Source organism: Caulobacter sp. GSs2 (assembly GCF_058680895.1).
Genome location: NZ_CM178725.1, coordinates 3,651,243 through 3,671,029 on the forward strand (window position 1 = coordinate 3,651,243; position 19,787 = coordinate 3,671,029).

Annotated in this window: 19 protein-coding genes, 3 tRNA genes and 1 pseudogene; 19 read left to right on the plus strand and 4 right to left on the minus strand. The window is 66.4% G+C overall.

Annotation, left to right across the window (positions count from 1 at the left end; genetic code table 11):
- Positions 1-97 precede the first annotated feature (97 nt).
- Positions 98-172 (minus strand) — tRNA-Thr (locus ACW17Z_RS17640).
- A gap of 89 nt (positions 173-261) precedes the next feature.
- On the opposite strand from ACW17Z_RS17640, the gene ACW17Z_RS17645 reads away from it, so the two are divergent.
- The 19 genes and pseudogenes from ACW17Z_RS17645 to ACW17Z_RS17735 all read left to right on the plus strand — a co-directional run bounded on the left by ACW17Z_RS17645 (position 262) and on the right by ACW17Z_RS17735 (position 15,048).
- Positions 262-711: a hypothetical protein gene (locus tag ACW17Z_RS17645; RefSeq protein ID WP_492056959.1), complete on the plus strand. Its 450-nt coding sequence runs from the start codon at positions 262-264 to the stop codon at positions 709-711.
- Between the two features lie 100 nt (positions 712-811).
- Positions 812-2,101 carry a UDP-N-acetylglucosamine 1-carboxyvinyltransferase gene (gene murA / locus ACW17Z_RS17650; protein WP_492056960.1) on the plus strand — a complete coding sequence of 430 codons (1,290 nt, stop codon included), beginning with the start codon at positions 812-814 and terminating at the stop codon, positions 2,099-2,101.
- Positions 2,102-2,542, plus strand: coding sequence for a DUF2948 family protein (locus ACW17Z_RS17655; RefSeq protein WP_492056962.1), 441 nt, complete (start codon positions 2,102-2,104; stop codon positions 2,540-2,542). It abuts the gene before it with no gap.
- Between the two features lie 173 nt (positions 2,543-2,715).
- A complete protein-coding gene (locus ACW17Z_RS17660; RefSeq protein WP_492056963.1) occupies positions 2,716-2,907 on the plus strand; it encodes a hypothetical protein in 192 nt (63 codons plus the stop codon).
- Positions 2,908-3,213: 306 nt separating this feature from the next.
- Entirely contained in the window at positions 3,214-4,674 is a 1,461-nt protein-coding gene (locus tag ACW17Z_RS17665; RefSeq protein ID WP_492056964.1) for an NCS1 family nucleobase:cation symporter-1, read from the plus strand.
- 1,490 nt (positions 4,675-6,164) lie between these two features.
- Positions 6,165-6,283 (plus strand): annotated as a pseudogene (locus ACW17Z_RS17670) (hypothetical protein); the annotation flags it as partial.
- Between the two features lie 823 nt (positions 6,284-7,106).
- Positions 7,107-8,384 (plus strand): histidinol dehydrogenase, encoded by a 1,278-nt coding sequence (hisD, locus tag ACW17Z_RS17675; protein WP_492056965.1) that lies wholly within the window; start codon positions 7,107-7,109, stop codon positions 8,382-8,384.
- 44 nt (positions 8,385-8,428) lie between these two features.
- Positions 8,429-8,905: a hypothetical protein gene (locus tag ACW17Z_RS17680; protein WP_492056966.1), complete on the plus strand. Its 477-nt coding sequence runs from the start codon at positions 8,429-8,431 to the stop codon at positions 8,903-8,905.
- Positions 8,906-8,926: 21 nt separating this feature from the next.
- Positions 8,927-9,403, plus strand: a complete 477-nt coding sequence (locus ACW17Z_RS17685; protein WP_492056967.1) for a UPF0262 family protein — start codon at positions 8,927-8,929, stop codon at positions 9,401-9,403.
- A 66-nt stretch (positions 9,404-9,469) separates the two neighbouring features.
- Positions 9,470-9,865: an arsenate reductase/protein-tyrosine-phosphatase family protein gene (locus ACW17Z_RS17690; RefSeq protein ID WP_492058554.1), complete on the plus strand. Its 396-nt coding sequence runs from the start codon at positions 9,470-9,472 to the stop codon at positions 9,863-9,865.
- A 96-nt stretch (positions 9,866-9,961) separates the two neighbouring features.
- Positions 9,962-10,180, plus strand: coding sequence for a translation initiation factor IF-1 (infA, locus tag ACW17Z_RS17695; RefSeq protein WP_035044427.1), 219 nt, complete (start codon positions 9,962-9,964; stop codon positions 10,178-10,180).
- Between the two features lie 5 nt (positions 10,181-10,185).
- Positions 10,186-10,782, plus strand: coding sequence for a Maf family nucleotide pyrophosphatase (locus ACW17Z_RS17700; protein WP_492056968.1), 597 nt, complete (start codon positions 10,186-10,188; stop codon positions 10,780-10,782).
- A complete protein-coding gene (locus ACW17Z_RS17705) occupies positions 10,779-11,822 on the plus strand; it encodes a ribonuclease E/G (protein WP_419320937.1) in 1,044 nt (347 codons plus the stop codon). Before ACW17Z_RS17700 ends, ACW17Z_RS17705 begins: the two co-directional genes overlap by 4 nt.
- The gene (locus ACW17Z_RS17710; protein WP_419320938.1) at positions 11,819-11,998 is read left to right on the plus strand and encodes a DNA gyrase inhibitor YacG; all 180 of its coding nucleotides are present in this window, start codon (positions 11,819-11,821) and stop codon (positions 11,996-11,998) included. The genes ACW17Z_RS17705 and ACW17Z_RS17710 overlap by 4 nt, the downstream gene beginning before the upstream one ends.
- Positions 11,999-12,090: 92 nt before the next feature.
- A tRNA-Phe gene (locus ACW17Z_RS17715) sits at positions 12,091-12,166 on the plus strand.
- Between the two features lie 608 nt (positions 12,167-12,774).
- A complete protein-coding gene (locus tag ACW17Z_RS17720) occupies positions 12,775-13,668 on the plus strand; it encodes a MotA/TolQ/ExbB proton channel family protein (protein ID WP_492056969.1) in 894 nt (297 codons plus the stop codon).
- A 5-nt stretch (positions 13,669-13,673) separates the two neighbouring features.
- A complete protein-coding gene (locus tag ACW17Z_RS17725) occupies positions 13,674-14,105 on the plus strand; it encodes a biopolymer transporter ExbD (protein ID WP_419320940.1) in 432 nt (143 codons plus the stop codon).
- Positions 14,106-14,114: 9 nt separating this feature from the next.
- The gene (locus ACW17Z_RS17730) at positions 14,115-14,843 is read left to right on the plus strand and encodes an energy transducer TonB (protein ID WP_419251831.1); all 729 of its coding nucleotides are present in this window, start codon (positions 14,115-14,117) and stop codon (positions 14,841-14,843) included.
- 128 nt (positions 14,844-14,971) lie between these two features.
- A tRNA-His gene (locus ACW17Z_RS17735) sits at positions 14,972-15,048 on the plus strand.
- Positions 15,049-15,122: 74 nt separating this feature from the next.
- Here ACW17Z_RS17735 and ACW17Z_RS17740 read toward each other — a convergent pair.
- The 3 genes from ACW17Z_RS17740 to ACW17Z_RS17750 all read right to left on the minus strand — a co-directional run bounded on the left by ACW17Z_RS17740 (position 15,123) and on the right by ACW17Z_RS17750 (position 19,766).
- Positions 15,123-16,361 (minus strand): acetyl-CoA C-acetyltransferase, encoded by a 1,239-nt coding sequence (locus tag ACW17Z_RS17740; protein ID WP_492056970.1) that lies wholly within the window; start codon positions 16,359-16,361, stop codon positions 15,123-15,125.
- A gap of 160 nt (positions 16,362-16,521) precedes the next feature.
- Positions 16,522-18,687 carry an amylo-alpha-1,6-glucosidase gene (locus tag ACW17Z_RS17745; RefSeq protein WP_492056971.1) on the minus strand — a complete coding sequence of 722 codons (2,166 nt, stop codon included), beginning with the start codon at positions 18,685-18,687 and terminating at the stop codon, positions 16,522-16,524.
- A 17-nt stretch (positions 18,688-18,704) separates the two neighbouring features.
- Entirely contained in the window at positions 18,705-19,766 is a 1,062-nt protein-coding gene (locus ACW17Z_RS17750; protein WP_492056972.1) for a glycosyltransferase family 4 protein, read from the minus strand.
- Positions 19,767-19,787: the final 21 nt, after the last annotated feature.

A 19,787-nucleotide genomic window follows, 5' to 3' on the forward strand; every position in this document is an offset into this window, starting at 1 on the left:
ACGAGGCCTGCTTGGTCCGCTCCTTGCGGAGCCTCTTCGCCGGTCATTTCTGTGAAAATGGTCGGGACCCAAAGCCTTGAATTGCTTTGGGTCCCGATGGTGCCACGACAGGGACTCGAACCCTGGACCTCAGCCTTACCAAGGATGCGCTCTACCACTGAGCTACCGCGGCGAAGAGGAGGGGCGTATAGCGAGCCAAATCGCGAATGCAAAGCCTAAATGCGACTTGACCCACAGACTTCGTCGCCGCACCCCTCGCCCATGCCGATCCCAGACGACAAATCCCTGCGCGAAGCCAGGCTCGCCGAGGCCCTCAGGACCAACCTGCGCAGGCGTAAAGCCGCGGCCCGGCCCGCGCGGAGCGGTGAGGAGAGGGCGCTCGCCGCCGCCGAGGCGGCGCCGCAGCCTTACAGTGTCATGCGTCGCCTCGAGGGCGTCGCGCACGCTGACGGCGCGCGAGTCGCCCTCGTCCTGGAAATTTCCGCGCCCTACGCCGCGCCGGAGTCGGACGAGGTCTGCTGCGCGGTGCGCTTGACCGGCGACGGTGGCCAGTTCGACAGCGAGCACGGCAAGGCGGCGTTCGGTCTGGATGGACTGCAGGCGACCCGGCGGGCCCTCGACCTGGCCCAGGTGGCCCTGGATCTGGCCAGCACGACCCACGATCTGCGCTGGCCCGACGGCCGATCCTACGACCTTTCCGCGCCCATTTGAGCCGCGCCCCTTGCATGCCCTCTTGCAACGGATAGAACCCGCCCCTCACATGTGACCCGCGCGACGATCCGTCCCCGTCGCGCGCTCGAGGGACGTCATTTTGGATCGCATCGCCATCATCGGCGGCGCGCGGCTGAACGGGGAAATCCCGGTCAGCGGCGCCAAGAACTCGGCCATCAAGCTGATGGCGGCCAGTCTGCTCACCGACGAGCCGCTGCGCCTGACCAACATGCCGCGCCTGGCCGACACCCGGTTCCTGGGCAAGCTGCTCTCGCGCCTGGGCGTCAGCGTCACCGAGAGCGACGGTCCCGACGGCCAGCAGACGATCCTGCATGCCCCCGAGATCACCAGCGGCTTCGCGCCCTATGACCTGGTTCGCCAGATGCGCGCCTCGTTCAACGTGCTGGGCCCGCTGATCGCCCGCACCGGCCAGGCCAAGGTGAGCCTGCCCGGCGGCTGCACCATCGGCGCGCGGCCCGTGGACCTGCACCTGCAGGCTCTGGAAGCCCTGGGCGCCAAGATCGATCTGCATGAGGGCTATGTCTATGCCCAGGCCCCGCGCGGCCTGAAGGGCGCGGAAATCACCTTCCCGTTCGTGTCGGTGGGCGCCACCGAGCACGCCATGCTGGCCGCCGTGATCGCCGACGGCGTCACGGTCCTCCACAACGCCGCCTGCGAGCCCGAACTGCTGGACCTGCAGGAATGCCTCAACGCCATGGGCGCCAAGGTCGAGGGCGCCGGCACGCCGACCGTGACCATCACCGGCGTCGCCCGCCTGCACGGCGCGACCCACTCGGTGATCCCCGACCGGATCGAGATGGGCACCTATGCCGTCGCCGCCGCCATGGCCGGCGGCGAGGTGCGCCTGACCAACGCCCGTCCGCACCTGATCGACAGCCTGCTCGACAAGCTGGAAGAGGCCGGTTGCGGCGTCGAACGCACCAGCGACGGCGTCATTATCCGCCGCAACGGCGAGCGCCTGAAGGCGGTCGACATCGAGACCGCGCCCTATCCGGGCTTCGCCACCGACCTGCAGGCCCAGTTCATGGCCCTGATGACCCTGGCCGACGGCGAGAGCCGCATCCGCGAGACCATCTTCGAGAACCGCTTCATGCACGCCCCGGAGCTGATGCGCCTGGGCGCCGACATCTCGGTGTCGGGCGGCGAGGCCCGCGTGCGCGGCGTCGCCCAGCTGGAAGGCGCCGAGGTGATGGCCACCGATCTGCGCGCCTCGGTCAGCCTGGTGATCGCCGGCCTGGCGGCGCGCGGTGAGACGATCGTGTCGCGCATCTACCACCTGGATCGCGGTTTCGAGCGTTTGGAAGCAAAGCTCACGGCCTGTGGGGCGCAGGTGCGCCGCATCAAGGACGACGGAGAGGCCGAACTCTAGATGGCAAAGACCGCCCCCGCCCTGCGACTGCTGGCCCAGGACGCCGACGACCTGGCGGTGATCTCCGCCGCCCTGCAGGACGCCATCGCCAAGATCGGCGACATCCACTGGGACGCGCAAGGCCGCACCCTGACGATCGCTTGCAACCGCTTCCGCTGGGAGGCCGGCGGCAAGAAGGGTGCGGGCGAGCGCGTGCGTTCGGCCCTGCAGCTGGGTGACGTCACGGGCGTCCAGGCCCGCAACCTCAAGCGCGACGCCAAGGGCGCCATCGTCGAACTGCTGGCCATCGCCTTCGAGCCCGGCGAGGCCCCCGGCGGCACCGTCATGCTGACCTTCGCCGGCGGCGGCGACCTGCGGGTGGGCGTCGATTGCCTGGACGTGGTGCTGGCCGACGTCTCCGAGCCCTGGGCCACCCCCCACCGGCCGGGGCACGCCGACTAGGCGTCCTGCCTGATTTGCGGGCATGCCTTGAATCTGACTTCCAAACAGGCAGCGCCGGCGCCGAGGATTCGTCCCACGCGCTAGTGATCGCCGGCGAACTCACCTGAGGCGGGAACGGTGCTAGGTTAACGCCACGCGCCCGTCAGAGGCGTGAGCATCGTTAGGAGGCCGTCATGGCCAGGAAGTCCTATGCGACCGGGGAAACCCAGTCGGTGTTTCTGCGTGCGTGCGACATCACCAAACCCGCTCCGCCCGTGCTTCGGCATGGCGGCCCCTGTTTCGACTGGGGGCGCCTGGCCCTGGTCAGCCTGTTTGCCGTTCTGGTCGCCGGCATGGCGACCCTGGCCTATGCGGGGCTGAGCTAGAGCTTTCCCGGCAGCGTGTGAGGACGGGCAGTCAACGCCCGACGCCTCCGTCACGTCGCGTATCCGCGCCGCGCCACCTCCCCCGCAAGCGGGGCAGGAGGGCTCAACTGCTCTTCTCCTGCCCCGTAGCGCAGCGTGCGGGGGAGGTGGCGCGGCGCGAAGCGACGTGACGGAGGGGGCGTTGCTGAGCTGGACCCATCTGTCCCCCCATTTGCCACGCAAGCCAAACCCCTCCTAAGCTCGTCCCTCGCGTCCGAGGCGGGGGCCGGCGCGAGCTGATGTCCTGCGCCCGCGGGAAGCCGACGCATGAGCGCCCCCGACCGCGACCTCTGGAACCAAGACCTGGCCCCCACCGGCGAGGCGCAACGCACCTGGCGTTGGTGGCACTTCGCGGCCTTGTGGCTGGGCATGGTCATCTGCGTACCGGCCTACATGCTGGCCTCGGGCCTGATCGAGCAGGGGATGTCGGCCGGGCAGGCGGTGGCCACCGTGCTGCTGGGCAATCTGGTCGTGCTGGTTCCGATGCTGCTGATCGGCCATGCGGGCGCCCGGCACGGCGTGCCCTATGCCGTGCTGGCGCGGGCCTCGTTCGGCTGGAAGGGCGCGCGCATCCCCGCCGTCGCCCGGGCGGTCGTCGCCTGCGGCTGGTACGGCATCCAGACCTGGATCGGCGGCGGCGCGCTGTTGACCCTGCTGGGCGTGATCATGGGGCGCAGCCTGGTGGGCGCGCCGATCCCGCTGCTGGGCATCGGCGTGGGCCAGTTGCTGGCGTTCCTGGCCTTCTGGGCCATCCAGCTGCTGTTCGTCACCAAGGGCCTGACCGCCGTGCGCCGGCTGGAGACCTGGACCGCGCCGATCAAGCTGATCATCTGCGCCCTGATGGTGTGGTGGGCGATGGACAAGGCCGGCGGCCTGGGTCCGATCTTCCACCAGCCCTCGGCCTTCGTCGACGGCGGCCCCAAGGCCGGCCAGTTCTGGAGCGTCTTCGTTCCCGCCCTGACGGCCATGGTCGGCTTCTGGGCGACCCTGGCCCTGAACATTCCCGACTTCACCCGTTTCGCGAAAAAGCAGGCCGACCAGATCCTGGGTCAGGCCATCGGCCTGCCGATCCCGATGGGCCTGCTGGCCCTGGTCAGCGTGATCACCACCTCGGCCACCGTGATCGTGTTCGGCAAGGCGGTGTGGGATCCGGTGCAGCTGGCCGGCGACATCGGCGGCATCGCGGTGGTGATCGGCCTGCTGATCATCAGCCTCGACACGGTGTGCTGCAACATCGCCGCCAATCTGGTCGGCCCGGCCTATGACTTCTCGGCCCTGTGGCCCAGCAAGATCACCTACCGCATCGGCGGCTGGATCACCGCCGGCATCGGCGTGCTGATCATGCCGTGGAAGCTGCTGGAGACCACTGAAGGCTATATCTTCGTCTGGCTGGTCGGCTATGGCGCGCTGCTGGGACCGATCGCGGGGATCCTGATCGTCGACTACTGGCTGCTGCGGAAAACCGTGCTGGCGGTGGATGACCTGTACGCCAAGGACGGCGCCTACGCCTATCGCGGCGGCTGGAACCCGGCCGCGCTGGCAGCCCTGGCCGTGGGTGTCGCGCCGAACCTGCCGGGGTTCCTGGCCTCGGCCGCGCCGCACCTGTTCGGCGGCGTGGGGGCGTTCTGGACCGGGCTCTATACGTATGCGTGGTTTGTGGGGCTGGGGCTGGCGGGGGCGGTCTATTGGGGGATGATGCGGGGGGCTCGGGCCAGACGCGGCGAGTGAGGCCGGGTTTGAGCTGGGATTTGCCGGTGCGGGAAAGTCCGGGCGTCGCCAAGGTCCGCTACGGGTGGTTAGCAGACGTCAGCTTGGTATTGTTGCGCTCAAGCAGGAGCGCATATGCAGTTCGTCATCATATTTGAGGTAGAGGAAGCCCGCTGCGTTTCCTTGATCAGCGCTTTGAAGTCGCTCGGCGACTGGAGCGCAATGACGTCATCATCGTATCTAGTCTCGACAGATATTGGCGCTGGCCGTGTCATGGAGAAGCTCCAGCCATTCCTCGGACCTGCGGATAGCCTTTGGGTGGTGTCCCCATCTGCGCCTTGGGCTTGCCACGGAAACCCCGTGGTCGAGGATCATGCAGTCACCATTCTTGGCCAGGAAGATAATTGGGTGTCCAGAGATTGGAACGAGACCACTCGCTCGCGCCCATGATCCAAGGTCCGCAACGGTTGGTGAGCAGACATTGGACAGGCTCAACTTCGTGTTGCACGATAAAAGGATGAGAAGCCCGAAACCGCTGATTGCCTGCCTCGCTCTCCTACTGAGCGCGTGCTTCGACAATCCCACCATTGAGGAAGAGATTGCCGGGAAGTGTAGCATCTCGGTGAGCGAATATCAGAAGGCGGAGCATGATTTGGCCGCTGGCCAAAACGGCATGTCAGTACGTGTTGGCCGGTGCAGCCTGACCCGGACTTCTAACGGCGTCACTGAGGGCACAGTCATTGATGGCTCCCGATAGGAGTGCCGCATCAACCGTCCGACTTGGGTCGGGAGGGGAAATTGGAACCCGTCCGGCATGCGGACCTTGGACCCACCTGCCCGACAGCGGACCCTTCGAATGTCTGAGAAGGGTGGTTAGCGGTCGGAGACTTCGATCAAAGGGAGTCTCGCCGCAGCGCGTCGAAAGCCCAACCAGACACCCATTCCCGAGCCAACGAACCCGCTCATCGAAACACCGAAGGCAACAATTCCAGCCGCCAAAAAAGTGGACGGGCCGCAATCGCCGTCACTTCCTTCGCAGGTCGCAAAACGTGCGGTCAAGCTGAAAGCCAGATACCCAAGACCACCAAGAAACAAGAGGGGCAGCCCAAGGGCCACGGCCCATCGATAAGGATAGAACCTGTGGACAGCGACCCTGCTCAAAAGCCCGCAGGTTAGCGCCACAAATGCCAAAATCAGCCATTCCATAAGGTCACGCTATCTCGACAAGATCAGCGCGTCACCTGTCGTTGCGAAGGTCCGCAATGGGTCGGAAGCACGCTTTGCCTTCCCTCCCGAAAGCTGACGCCCCCGCGTCCCGTTCATCCTTAAGTCTCCTGGAGGCTGCAGCGTGCCGGTCTGTCCAGGTTGGTCAAGGACTGGCCTGCGGCCAGCCGCTCCGCGGCGGCGCGGAGCGCCGTCCTTGAGCAACCTGGTCAGACCGGCGATCGTCTCGCCGTGAGATTTAAGGATGGCTCCCTCTCGCGGGCGCGAAGGCTTTCCAACAGCAACAAAATGCTTGTCATCCCGGCCGTAGCGCAGCGGAGCGCCGGGACCCAGGGGCAACCGCATTGCGCCGGCCCCTGGGTCCCGGGTCGGCTTCGCCGCCCGGGATGACAAGCATTTGTGGAGCGAGAACGGGGATTGGCTGCCCTCTATCCCCGTGGCTTCCCGGATAGAGCGCAACAAAATCAGAGCCCTAAGAATAAAACGATCGCGCCCGTCCGACGCGCTGAAACCGCCCGCATAATCAATCTCACCTGACAGCACGGGAAGGGCGTCCGGCCGGCGACTGAGACGGCTGTCAGGGGTGATCGAGCGGGGTTAGAGGGCGGGTGACGTAAACCCACCTATCGGGGGCTAGCCAAGGCCTCCGCCCGTCCGAAGGTTCGCTCCGGGTTCCTCCGGAATCGGCGCGGCTGCAGCCCAAGGCTGGGTCCGTCGCGAGGAGGGCAAAGCCCGGGTGGGGCAAAAGGCTGAACAGGCCTGCGCACCCCGGCCAGAGGGATAACGATCACGCGGAGCGTCTGTCTTCGTCGAAACGGTATTCAACTATCCAATCATCCGGGCGAGGCCCGGACGCTCCGCGACCCTTCCCATCACCATCGCAGCGAAAGCGCGAGGCCATGAGCCCTTGTTCGCGACACTTGCCCCCGCCGCGCCTGCGGCGCGCCTCCCCCGGAGGGGCAGGGCCATCGCATATGACCCATAACGGCTGTCATCCCGGACAAGCGCGCAGCGCGCAGATCCGGGACCGACGCCTGAGCGCCGCGTTCCAGGTCGGTCCCGGATCGGCGCCCGGCTTCGCCAGGCTTGTCCGGGATGACAAACGTTCTGGCGGTGACGTCATATCCGATGGCCCCGCCTATGTGGGGAAGACGGCTGCGCAGCAGCCCGCAGGGGGCAAGTGCGCCAAAGCCCCTTGTCTCCCACGCAAAAACCCGCATCTACACGCCATGCGCCGCTTCGACTTTTCCGCCCCTGATTTCGCCGCCGCCTTCAAGGCCTTCCTCGACGAGGATCGGGGATCGCCCGCGGATGTCGACGCCTCGGTCGTTCAGGTGCTGGACGCCGTCCGCACCGGCGGCATCCAGGCCGTGCTGGACCTGACCCGCAAGTTCGATCGCGTCGACCTGACCGAACAGACCGTCCGCGTCACGGCCGAGGAGATCGAGGCCGGCGCCGCGCAGACCCCCGCCGACGTGCGCGAGGCCATCGCTTTCGCCGCCGCCCGCATCCGCGCCTATCACGCCCGCCAGCGTCCGGCCGACCAGGCCTGGACCGACGAGGCCGGGGTTCAGCTGGGCTGGCGCTGGACGCCGATCGAGGCCGTGGGCGTCTATGTGCCCGGCGGCCGCGCGGCCTATCCCTCGACCGTGCTGATGAACGCCGTGCCCGCCCAGGTGGCCGGCGTCGACCGCATCGCCATGGTCACCCCGCCCGGCAAGCTGCAGCCGGCCGTGCTGGCCGCCGCCAAGGAAGCCGGCGTCACCGAGATCTGGCGCATCGGCGGGGCCCAGGCCGTCGCGGCCCTGGCCTATGGCGCCGGCCCCATCCAGTCGGTCGACAAGATCGTCGGCCCCGGCAACGCCTATGTCACCGCCGCCAAGCGCCGCCTGTACGGCGTGGTCGGCATCGACGCCCTGGCCGGTCCTTCCGAGATCGTCGTGGTGGCCGACAACAAGAACAATCCCGACTGGATCGCCGCCGACCTGCTGAGCCAGGCCGAGCATGACCCGGCCGCCCAGTCGATCCTGATCACTGACGACCCGGCCTTCGCCGCCGCGGTCGAGGCCGCCGTGCTTGAGCGCCTGAAGACCCTGGCCACCGGCGCGGACGCCGCCGCCTCGTGGCGCGACCACGGCGCGGTGATCATCGCGCCGCTGGACGAGAGTCCGGCCCTGGTCGACGCCATCGCCCCCGAGCACGTCGAGTTCGCTCTGGATAACCCGGAGCGTCTGTCGGACCGGGTGCGCCATGCCGGGGCGATCTTCCTGGGTCGCCTGACGCCGGAAGCCATCGGCGACTATGTGGCCGGATCCAACCACGTGCTGCCCACCAGCCGCGCGGCGCGCTTCCAGTCGGGTCTGTCGATCTACGACTTCCTCAAGCGCACCTCGATCGTGAAGTGCGACGCGGCCGCGTTCGCGATCCTGGGTCCGCACACGGCGGCCCTGGCGACGGCCGAAGGCCTGCCGGCCCACGCCCTTTCGGCGTCGATCCGGTTGCCCTAGAGATGGCTAGTCCTGAGGGTCGCCAACGGCGAGTGGACGCCTTGATGCGCAAAGCCGATGGCCTTCTGGAGCGAAGGCGCTTCAAGGCGGCTTGGAAAATAGGACGACGTCTGGCGCAACTGCGATACTCGGGCTCCTTCGAGATCCGCGCCAAGGCCTTCGAAGGTCTTGGTCGCCCTGCTGCTTCGCTCGCGATCTTGGCGCGCGGCGTTCGACGGGCGCCGACCGCCTGCTTGCTCTGGTCGCTCCTAGGCGCGGCTCTGTCCGATGCTGAACGCTACGACGAAGCCTTGCTTGCTTTCGAGACTGGCCGCGAGCTCGAAGGGAATGCCAATCTGGCTATCTTTCGGAGCAATCAAGCACTGACATTGGTACGCGCTGGGCGCTTGGATGAGGCCGAAGCGCTGCTGGAGGCCGCTCCCGCTGATGAACTGGGTGCCGACGATCCCAGCTCCCTCGCTTTTCTGAGCGGGGTGCGAGCTGACATCGAAGCGGCTCGCCAGTTGCCTTCGGTCAACTGACGCGCAAAGCTCTGGCTACACATGACCGACGCCAACGCCAATCAGCACCTGAAGTCGATCGTCATCGACGATGACAGCCTCGCCGCCGCCTCGCGCGATCAGGAGCAGGAGCGTCAGGTCGCCATCTTCGATCTGCTCGATTCGAACTATTTCGAGCCGGCCGAGGCCCATGGCGGTCCGTATGACCTGAAGCTGTCGCTGATCGAGAACCGGCTGGCCTTCGACATCGGCGGGCCCAACTACGAGCGCCGGCACCTGTTGTCCCTGTCGCCCTTCAAGGGGGTGATCAAGGACTACTTCATGATCTGCGACAGCTATTACTCGGCGATCCGCAACTCGACGCCCCAGCAGATCGAGGCCCTGGATATGGGCCGGCGCGGTCTGCACAACGAAGGCTCGTCCCTGCTGCGCGAGCGGCTCGAGGGCAAGGTCAAGACCGACCTCGACACCGCGCGGCGCCTGTTCACCCTGATCTGCGCGCTGCACTGGCGAGGCTAGGGCGCGTTGCCTGCTCTGCCGGACGCCGTCCTCTTCACCTGCAACTACAACCGGGTGCGCTCGCCCATGGCCGAGGGGCTGTTCAAGCGATTCTACGGCACCCGGGCCTTCGTTGATTCGTGCGGGCTGCGCGGCGACCCCACCGATGAGGGGATCGACCCCTTTGTGATCGCCGTGATGGACGAGCTGGGTCTGGACGTCTCCGATCACAAACCCAAGACCTTCGCCCAGCTGGAGGACGACAGTTTCGACGTCGTCGTGTCGCTGACTCCAGAGGCCCAGCACCGCGCCGTCGAGCTGGCGCGGGACCGGGCGGTGGATATCGAGTACTGGCCGACCCACGATCCCACCCTGGTCGACGGCTCCCGCGAGGCCCGGCTTGAGGCCTATCGCGAGGTCCGCGACGGTCTGGCCGACGCCATCAAGAGACGTTTCGGCGCGCCATCGACGTTCGGGGGGTGAATGCGCTATAGAGGCGCCTCGCCGCGACGGCTCACGTCTCGACCACCCGGTCGGGGCGTCCTCGCGGCTATCTGTTTGCTCCAATTGAGAGGCCTGATGGCTAAGGAAGAACTTCTTGAGTTTCCCGGTACGGTCAGCGAATTGCTGCCCAATGCGACCTTTCGCGTGACGCTGGAAAACGCCCACGAGATCATCGCCCATACCGCCGGCAAGATGCGCAAGAACCGCATCCGCGTGCTGGCCGGCGACAAGGTGCTGGTTGAAATGACGCCCTACGACCTGACCAAGGGCCGTATCACCTACCGCTTCAAGTAGGGGCGATGGCTTCCGCTACGGCCGTCCAGCCGGCGCTGGTTCTGGCCAGCGCGAGTCCCCGGCGCCTGGACCTGCTCGCGCAGGTCGGCGTCACGCCCGACCGGGTCGATCCCGCCGACATCGATGAAACGCCCCTGCGTGACGAGACCCCGCGTCTCCACGCCCTGCGCCTGGCGCGGGAAAAGGCGCGCGCTGTGGCGGGCCGGGCTCCGGGCGACTTCGTCCTGGCCGCCGACACGGTTGTCGCGGTGGGACGTCGCATCCTGCCCAAGGCCGAGACCGAGGCTCAGGCCAGCAAGTGCCTGGCTCTGCTGTCGGGTCGCAACCACAAGGTCCTGACCGCCGTGGCCGTCATCGCGCCGGATGGCCGCGAGGCCTCGCGACTGGTCGAGACCCGGGTGCAGGTCAAGCTGCTCTCCGATCTCGAAAAGGCCGACTACCTGGCTGGCGGCGAATGGCGCGGCAAGGCTGGCGGCTATGCCGTTCAGGGCGTGGCCGGCGGCTTCATCATCGACCTGCATGGCTCCTATACCAGCGTCGTCGGCCTGCCGCTGTACGAGACCCTGAACCTGCTGCGCGGGCTGGGCTGGAAAGCATCATGAGTGAACGTCGCGCCTATCTCTATAAGGGCGTCGGCGAGACCGTCGGCGTCGTCACCCTGGACGGTCGGCCCGAGCGGCTGATCGCGACCTGGGACGGCGATGATCCGCTGGACGTCGAAGGCGTTCGCGGCGTGGCCCGCATCCGCAAGATCGAGAAGGCCTTCGCCTCGGCCTTCGTCCAGCTGCCCGGCGGCCAGGACGTGCTGCTGCCGCTGCGCCCCGACATGCCCAAGCTGGTCGAGGGCGGTCTGGTCGAGATCGAGATCCGCACCCCCTCGCGCCGCGACAAGTCGGCCGTGGCCCGTTTCATCGGGGAAGGGGAGGGCGAGCCTCGCGTGCTGGAGCCGGCCTTTACCGTCGAACAGCAGCTTCGCCTGCTGGTGAAATCCGGATCGCCCACCGGCGGCGAGGCGGCCCTGCAGGCTGTCGAGGCCGCAGAGGCTGAGGCGCTGGAAACCCTCTTCGCCCTGCCCGGTGGCGGCGACATCAGCATTGAGCCCACGCGAGCCCTGGTGGCGATCGACGTGGATCTGGGCGCCCGTGAGGGTCTCGACGCCAAGCGCGCCGCACGGCAGGCCAATATGGCCGCCCTGGGCGTCGCCGCCCGGATTCTGCGTCTCAAGGGGCTGGGCGGCATTGTCGTCTTTGACCTGGTCGGACGCGGTCATGACGGCCAGGCCCTGTCGACGGCGGCCCGCAACGCCTTCTCGGTCGACAATCCCGGCGTGGCGATCGGGGCGATCAGTCGCTTCGGCACGCTGGAGATGACGATTCCCCGGCGCGGCCGATCGATTCTCGACCGACTGCTGGATGAGCGCGGGCAGGCCAATCCGCCGGCCATGGCGCGCCGTCTGGCGCGAGCCCTGGAGCGTGAGGGGCGGGCCGATCCCGGCGGACGCCTGATCGCCCGCTGCGCGCCCCTGGTCGCGGCGGCCTTCAGCGTGCTCGACGCCGGCGTGGCCGACCGTCTGGGGCGCAGATTCGTCGTTGAAGCGGTCGAAGGCTGGCCGGTCGACCACATGGAAGTGTCTGCATCATGAGCAGTGGCTGCCCCATCTGCGGCAAGCCGGTCGATCCGGTGGCGCGTCCCTTCTGTTCCAAGCGCTGCGCGGACGTGGATCTGCAGCGCTGGCTGTCGGGTCGATACGTGGTCCCCGGGACCGACGATGACGACGAGAATCCGCTCTCGGAAGAGATCCGCAGGAATGACGATTAGGGCGCTGGACAACCAAATCGGCCTCGCCTATAGACGCGGCTCCCCGCTGCAAGGCGGGCGCTGAAGCGGTTTTCGGACCGCTTGGCCCAAGGGCCTGGATAGCTCAGTTGGTAGAGCAGCGGATTGAAAATCCGCGTGTCGCTGGTTCGAATCCGGCTCCAGGCACCATTTTTTACTCTTTCTGACCTCGTTTGATGTTCCGCAGCGGGGCTGACCCTCCGAGTCGACCTCCTGGCTGTCCCGGCCCGCCCCGTCCGGCCCGCCGCACAGCCTGAGCGTTCCGCCTCGCTGGCGAGGCAGGATTGTAATCGCTCTGGTCTGCTGGGCGCCTGCTTCTCACCAACCGCTGTTTTGTTTTCATGCTGCACTGCAGCGCGAATATTCCCGTTACCAGGGAAAAACCGCCCCTAAATCCTGATTTAGCTTTTGTGCAGCGCAGCAAGGCGGGGGTGGTGGGAATTGCGACGATAATTTTATGCCCAGAAGAACCCCTTGACGGTACGAAAAGGGGTTGCCAAAGGACCCCTGCCGCAATTCTAACATTGGGGTAAGGTCAGAGCCTCTCCGGGGGCTTTGGCCATTCGCGCTTCGAAACGATCCTTCTGGAGGGCATGGTCCTCGCGAGGGGCGTAACGGGTCGAGCGCAGCGAAGCGGGTCCGCTGAGGTTGGAAGAGAAATCGACCGCCTTAGGGGACTATTCAGAGTTAGGGTAGAAACGCTCTCGCGCGACGACCCTCGGTCCAAACGTGCTAGACCAATCAGGAACTGGCGACAGATGCTCGACATTAAACGGAAGACCCCCCTCATCGCTCTCGTCGGCGCACTTGCGCTGATGGCAAGCGCCCCGGCTTTCGCTCAGGACGCCGCGGCTACCGCCCCGGCCGCCGCCGAAAGCGCCGCAGTCCCGGCCGCTGATGCCGCTGCTGCTCCGGCTCCGGCTCCGGTTGAGCCTGCCGCTGAAGAACCCGCCAAGGCTGAAAGCCACTCCCTCACCCCCGTCGGCATGTTCATGCAAGCCGGCGTGGTCGTTAAGGTCGTGATGATCGGCCTGATCCTCGCCTCGGTCTTCTCCTGGGTTCTGCTGATCACCAAGATTTTCGAGTTCGGCGCCCTGAACAAGCAGTCGGACAAGTTCCTCGAAGCCTTCCGCGGCGCGCGCAATATCGCTGATATCGCCCGCATCGGTTCGTCGGAAGAATTCGAAGGCAACCCGATGGCGGACATGGCCTCTGCCGCAGCTCAGGAAGTCGAACTCTCGCGTCAGGCCGGTCTGGCCGTAGCCGGCGAGCACCGCGACTCCACCCTGACCCGCGCCACCTACGCCATCAACGCGGTTCAGTCCTCGCTGGCCAAGCGTCTGTCGGGCGGCATGGTGTTCCTGGCCTCGGTCGGCTCGGGCGGTCCGTTCATCGGTCTGTTCGGTACGGTTTACGGGATCATGACCTCGTTCATCGGTATCGCGAACACCAACACGACCAACCTGGCCGTCGTCGCCCCCGGCATCGCCGAAGCGCTTCTCGCCACCGGTATCGGTCTGTTCGCCGCTATTCCGGCCGTTATCTTCTACAACTACTTCCAGACCCGCATCTCGGCTTACGGCACGCGCTCGGAAGGCTTCGTTGCTGAACTGATGAACGCCATCTCGCGTCAGCTCGACAAAGGGGCGTAAGATCCATGGCCGCCAAACTCTCAGGCGGTGGGGGCGACAGGTTTAACGTCGAACAGAACAGTGAGATCAACGTCACGCCCTTTGTGGACGTCATGCTGGTTCTCCTGATCATCTTCATGGTGGCGGCTCCGCTAGCCTCCGTGTCGGTCGAAGTAAACCTGCCGCCGGCGGTAGCGAAAGCATCGACGACCCCGCCGAAGCCGGTCTACATCTCCATCAAGGCCAACGGTAACGTCTACATCGGCGACTTTCAGACCACCGTTGACGAGATGGGGCAGGACCTCGCCAAGAACATTGGCAGACGCGATCCTACCAAGGAGCGCATCTACATCCGAGCCGACGAGAAGACACGTTATGGAGCTTTCATGGAGGTTATGAACACCCTCCAGGATAACGGCTTTTACAGCGTGGCGCTCATCGGCAAGGAAGATAACTAGGGGTGCTGCATGGCTGAACAACAAACGCCCGAGCATCGCCGCTACGATCCGCTCACTTCGGACGGTCCGCGACGCAAGAAGGGTCTAGGCGCCTTCGGGGTTGCCACCCTGGTTGTGGTTGGTTTGCACGCTGCTTTGTTTGCCTATCTGGCGAAGCAGAAATTTGAGTCGGTCTTCAAGGAGTATTCGGACGACGCCGTAGACGTGGAGCTTCCGCCCCCGCCTCCGCCGCCGCCGCCGCCTCCTCCGCCGCCTCCGCCAACCAATGAGCCTCCGCCTCCGCCGGCGGTGGTTCAGCCTCGGCCTCCGATTGCGCCGCCGCCGGACATCACGCCGCCGCCGCCGCTGCCGATCCCTCCCGTTGAGAAGCGGGTGGAACAATCGGCTCCGCCGGTGATCTCGGCCGCTCCGCCGGTGGCTACGCCGCCGCCGCGCGCTTCGGTGATCACCCGTCCTGACTGGGCCCGTAAGCCTGGTTCGGACGACATGGCCCGGTACTACCCGGACCGTGCACAACGGATGGAAGTCAACGGCCGCGCGACGATCTCGTGCACCGTGACGGCCAGGGGTTCACTCGAAGGCTGCTCTGTAGTCTCCGAGAACCCCGCCGACTACGGCTTCGGGGATGCCGCGATCAAGCTGTCGCGCCTCTTCCGGATGAAGCCGAAGACCCTCGACGGCGCACCCGTCGATGGCGGCGCCATCACGGTTCCGATCGTCTTCCAGGTCCCGCAATAGGGCCTGGCCAGACCGGAAAAGACAGGAACGCCCCGGAGTCTCGGCTCCGGGGCGTTTTCCTTTTGTGGGGGCTGTTTCGGTGCTTGATCCTGCTCGCGCCTCCGACTAAAGACACTCCCTCGCGATGCGCTGCCTTAGCTCAGTTGGTTAGAGCGCCGGTTTGTGGAACCGGAGGTCCTCAGTTCAAGCCTGAGAGGCAGTACCATCGCCAGAGACTGAAAAAGGCCCCGGCGGATGCCGGGGCCTTTTCATTTGTCGTCCGTGTTTGCCAGGAGCGTGTCAGATACGCTCGATGATGATCGCCGGGGCCATGCCGCCCGCCGCGCACATGGTCACCAGGCCGCGCTTCAGATCGCGGCGTTCCAGCTCGTCGAGGATCGTGCCGATCAGCATCGATCCCGTCGCGCCGATCGGATGGCCCAGGGCCATGGCCCCGCCGTTCACATTGACCTTGTCGCGGTCCAGGTTGAGGTCGCGGATGAACTTCTCGGCGACCACGGCGAAGGCCTCGTTGATCTCCCACAGGTCGATATCGTCGACCGTGAGCCCGGCCTTGGCCAGAACCTTGCGAGCGGCGGGGACGGGGGCGTTGAGCATCAGGGTGGGGCTGTCGCCCATATTGGCCATGGCCACGACCCGGCCGCGGGGCTTGAGCCCGTGGGCCGCCGCATAGGCCGGAGAGGCCAGCAGCACCGCCGCCGCGCCGTCCACCACGCCCGAGGAATTGCCAGCGTGATGGACGTGGGTAATTTTCAGGTCCGGATAGACCTGGTTGATCAGGCCGCCCAGGGTCGTCCCGGCCTCGTCGATCGGCACGCCGGCCATCATCTCGAACGAAGCCTTCAGTTGCGACAGGCTCTCCAGGGTGGTCTGGGGGCGGGGGAACTCTTCACGGTCCAGCGCCACCGAACCATCGTCGCGCAGCACCGGCACCAGGGCGCGGTCGAACCGGCCCTCGCGAATGGCCTGATCGGCGCGCTGCTGACTGACCACGGCCAGTTCGTCCAGAGCCTGTCGGGAGATGCCTTCCAGCGTCGCGATGGCGTCGGCGCAGACGCCCTGGTGCGTCTGCGGATGACGGGCGCGAAGGCGCAGGTTGCCGGAGTCCAGCAGGCCCACTGACGAGCGGTCCGCCGTGGCGGCGGTGTAGGACATCATCTCTGTCCCACCAGCGATCACCAGATCTTCCATGCCCGACATGATCGAGGCTGCGGCCAGGTTGACGGTGGTGATGCCCGAGCCGCAGAAGCGGTCCAGCGTCATGCCGCTGGCCCGCACGTCATAGCCGGCGTCGAGCGCGGCCATGCGGCCCAGATCGCCGCCCTGCTTCCCGCGCTGGGTGCTGGTGCCCCAAATGATGTCGTCGACCTGGCTCGTGTTCAGGCCGTTACGGTCGGCCAGGGCGCGCAGCACGGTGGCGGCCAGATGCTGGGGGTGAAAGTCGGCGAGGGCGCCCTTGCCGACCTTGCCTATGCCGCGCGGCGTGCGGCAGGCGTCGATGATGAGAGCTTCGGGCATACGGCGTCCTCCTGATCATTGGGCCGATCTCGCGTCGAGGCGGAGCGGTGGATGAGATCAAACGGGCGGCGCCCTTGGGTCAGTCCAGTCCCATTTTGCCGGCGCGACGCGAACGTCTCTCATTGAGCTCTGTTTCAGGAACCGGCGGTCCGACGTGGGCTCAACAGGCCAGCCGGCCTGGCCAGACGCCGGCGGTCGAGCCTTGGCGATTGATCCGCGCCCGGGTCCTGTCGCCTGTTTGGCTCAGGCGAATGTCGACGACCTTGTCGCCCAGGACGATGCTGTCGATATCCAGCCGATCAACGCCGATGGGCAGGCGCGGATCGTTGAGGGTGACCTTGCCCTTCCAGCCATCCACTGTGACGCCCAGGCAGGCCTGCAACATCATGAAGACCGATCCAGCGGCCCAGGCCTGCGGCAGGCAGGCAACCGGATAGGCCACGGGCGGCTCGCCGGCGGCGCGCGAGAAGCCGCAGAACAGTTCGGGCAGGCGCATTTCGAAATGGGTGGCGGTCTCGAATAGGCCGGCCAGCATCCTGACCACGCCGTGGCGCTCGCCATAACGGGCCATGCCCAGCACACACAGAGCGGTGTCGTGCGGCCAGATCGAGCCGTTGTGATAGGACATCGGATTGAAACGCGGCTCGCCTGAGGCCAGGGTTCGCAGGCCCCAGCCGGCGTGAAACGCCGAACCCAGAAGGGTCTCGGTGACCCGCTTGGCCCGTTCCGGACTGGGCAGGCCCGAGAACAGCAGGTGACCCGGATTGGAGCCCTTTACACGGCAGGGCTTTCCCGCGCCGTCGATGGCCATGGCGTAGAAGCCCTGGTCTTCCATCCAGAAACGGTCCTCGACGGTCTGGCGCAGGCTCTCGGCCCGCTCGGCCCACCGCCGGGCGTTTGCCGCGTCGCCCCGACGCCTGGCCAGATCGGCCATGCCCCTGAACGCGGCAAAGGCGTAGCCTTGGACCTCGACGACTGCGATCGGCCCGACAGGGAACTTGCCATCGGCGTGGAAGACGCTGTCTTCGCTGTCCTTCCAGTTCTGGTTTGACAGGCCGCTGGTTGCGCCACGCGCATAGTCGATCAGGCCGTCGCCGTTGCTGTCGCCGAACTGTTCGATCCAGCCGATGGCCTTAAGCAGGACGGGCCACAGGCCGTCGATATAGGCCATGTCGCCGGTGCGCTCGGCATAGGCGCAGGCCAGGCCAACGAACAGCGGTGTGGTATCAACTCCGCCATAGTAGCGGCCAAACGGAAGCTCCCCCAGGGCGGTCATCTCGCCCCGCCGGGTCTCATGCATGATCTTGCCGGGGGCGCTGTCCTGGAAGGCGGAGATCTCGACCGCCTGGTGCTTGCCCAGATAGGACAGCACCCCGCGCGCCAGTTCGGGCTGGATCCACAGCACCTGCCAGGCGGTGATGATCGCATCGCGACCAAACGGCGTCGAGAACCAGGGGATGCCGGCATAGGGATAGGGGCCGGTGTCGAGCTCCGTGGTCAGCAGGGCCAGGTCGGCGCGTGACTTGTCCAGCCACTCGTTGAACAGCCGGCCGGAGCTGTGCAGGCGGGCCCCGCGCCGGGTGCGCTGGCGCATGCTCAGTCGAGCCCGGGCGGCCGCCTCGCGCCAGCGCTGCCGGGTCGGCGGGGGGGCCAGGGTCGGCCCGATCTCGACATACAGCTCGAAGCGGTCGTCGGCCGACAGCATGAACAGAAAGTCGGCGCGCGAGGGCGAGAGGCGGCCGGGCGGTTCGGAGAAGCTGATCACGCTGCTCCGCTCAACCTTGTCCAGGCCGGTATAGGCAAAGCGGACCGAGCGCCCCTCTGCCACGGGCGGCGTGCGCAGGCCGCGGGCCCCACGCTTGGAGCCGCGCACCTCGAACATGTCGTTGAAATCGGCCTCGAACTCCAGGCTGACGGGCAGCATGACCAGATCGCGGCTGTAGTTGGTGAAGGTCAGGCGCTCGTAGCAGCGCTGGTCCCACAGGAAGCGCTTGCGCTCCAGATGGATCGTTCCGTGCGGCGCCGCGCCCGCGCCCAGCAGCGGCAGGTTCTGGTTGGTGGCGTGGCAGTTGAAGAAGACGTTGTCCTGCGACATCGATGAACTGAGATGCGAGGGCGCCTCGCCGCCGAGCGTCAGGCGGAATTTCGACAGCACCCGGGTGTCGTTGTGAAACAGCCCATCTCCGACCCCGCCGATGTCGCCGAAGGCGTCAGCGACCAGGAAGGTGTCGTGGTCTTTCAGCGCATAGAGCGGGAAGGGCGGGCGTGGCTCGCCCGTGCTTTCCTGTTCCGCTGCCTGGGGCGGGACGTGAGCAGCGTCATCCATGGGGTCGCCCTGTCGTGTCAGGCGCGTCGCGCCAAGCTTAGACCTATGTCGCCCGTCTCGATCATCTGATCGTAGAGCGCCTGGTACCGCCGGGCCATCGCGGTGGCCGAGAACCGCAGGTCGAAGCGATCCCGGATGGCGCGGCGGCTCAACTCACCCAGGCGGCCGACCGCAGAAACGGCCTCGGCCTCACTGTTGACGATGAAGCCGGTGAGCCCGTCCTCGATCACCTCGCGCACAGAACCGCGCTCATAGGCGATCACGGGCGTACCGGCGGCCATAGCCTCGATCATCACCAGGCCGAACGGTTCTGGCCAGTCGATGGGAAACAGCAGGGCGTCGGCGCCGCCCAGGAAGGCGCCCTTGTCCTGGTCGCCGATCTCGCCGACGAACTCGACCATTGGATCGGCCAGAAGCGGTTCGACCACCTCATGGAAATAGGCGACGTCGGCCTGGTCGATCTTTGCGGCGATCTTCAGCTTGCGACCGACGCTCCGAGCGATCGCGATGGCGCGCTCGGGGCCCTTTTCGGGCGAAATGCGGCCCAGGAAGGCCAGATAGCCCTCGCTCTTTTCGCGATAGGTGTCGACGTCGGAATATAGCCCGTGCAGCACCGTACCCACCCAGTTGGCTTCCGGCAGCGGCGCGCGCTGGGAGTCCGAGATCGAGACCAGGCCAAATTCGGGATAGCGCCGGTAGAGGTTGGGTAGGTCCTTCAGGTCCAGTCGGCCGTGCAGGGTGGTCAGGGTTTTCTCGGCCATGTCCGCGAACAGGCCAAACTGCAGCATGTCGGTGTGGAAGTGGATGATGTCGAAATCGTCAGCGCGATCGCGAACCTCCAGCAGCATCGACAGATGCGCCGCCAGGTCGGATTTCAGAGGGGCGGGGTCCAGCCGGATGGCCTGATCGCGCACAATGACCAGCTTGGCCTTGGTCTGGGCCTCCGCGCTGGCGAACAGGGTGACGTCGTGCCCAAGTTCGACAAGGGCGTCGGTCAGATGCGCCACGACCCGTTCGGTGCCGCCATACAGGCGAGGGGGAACGGCCTCATACAGTGGCGGGACTTGGGCGATACGCATGGCGAACTGTTCCCCTGGCTG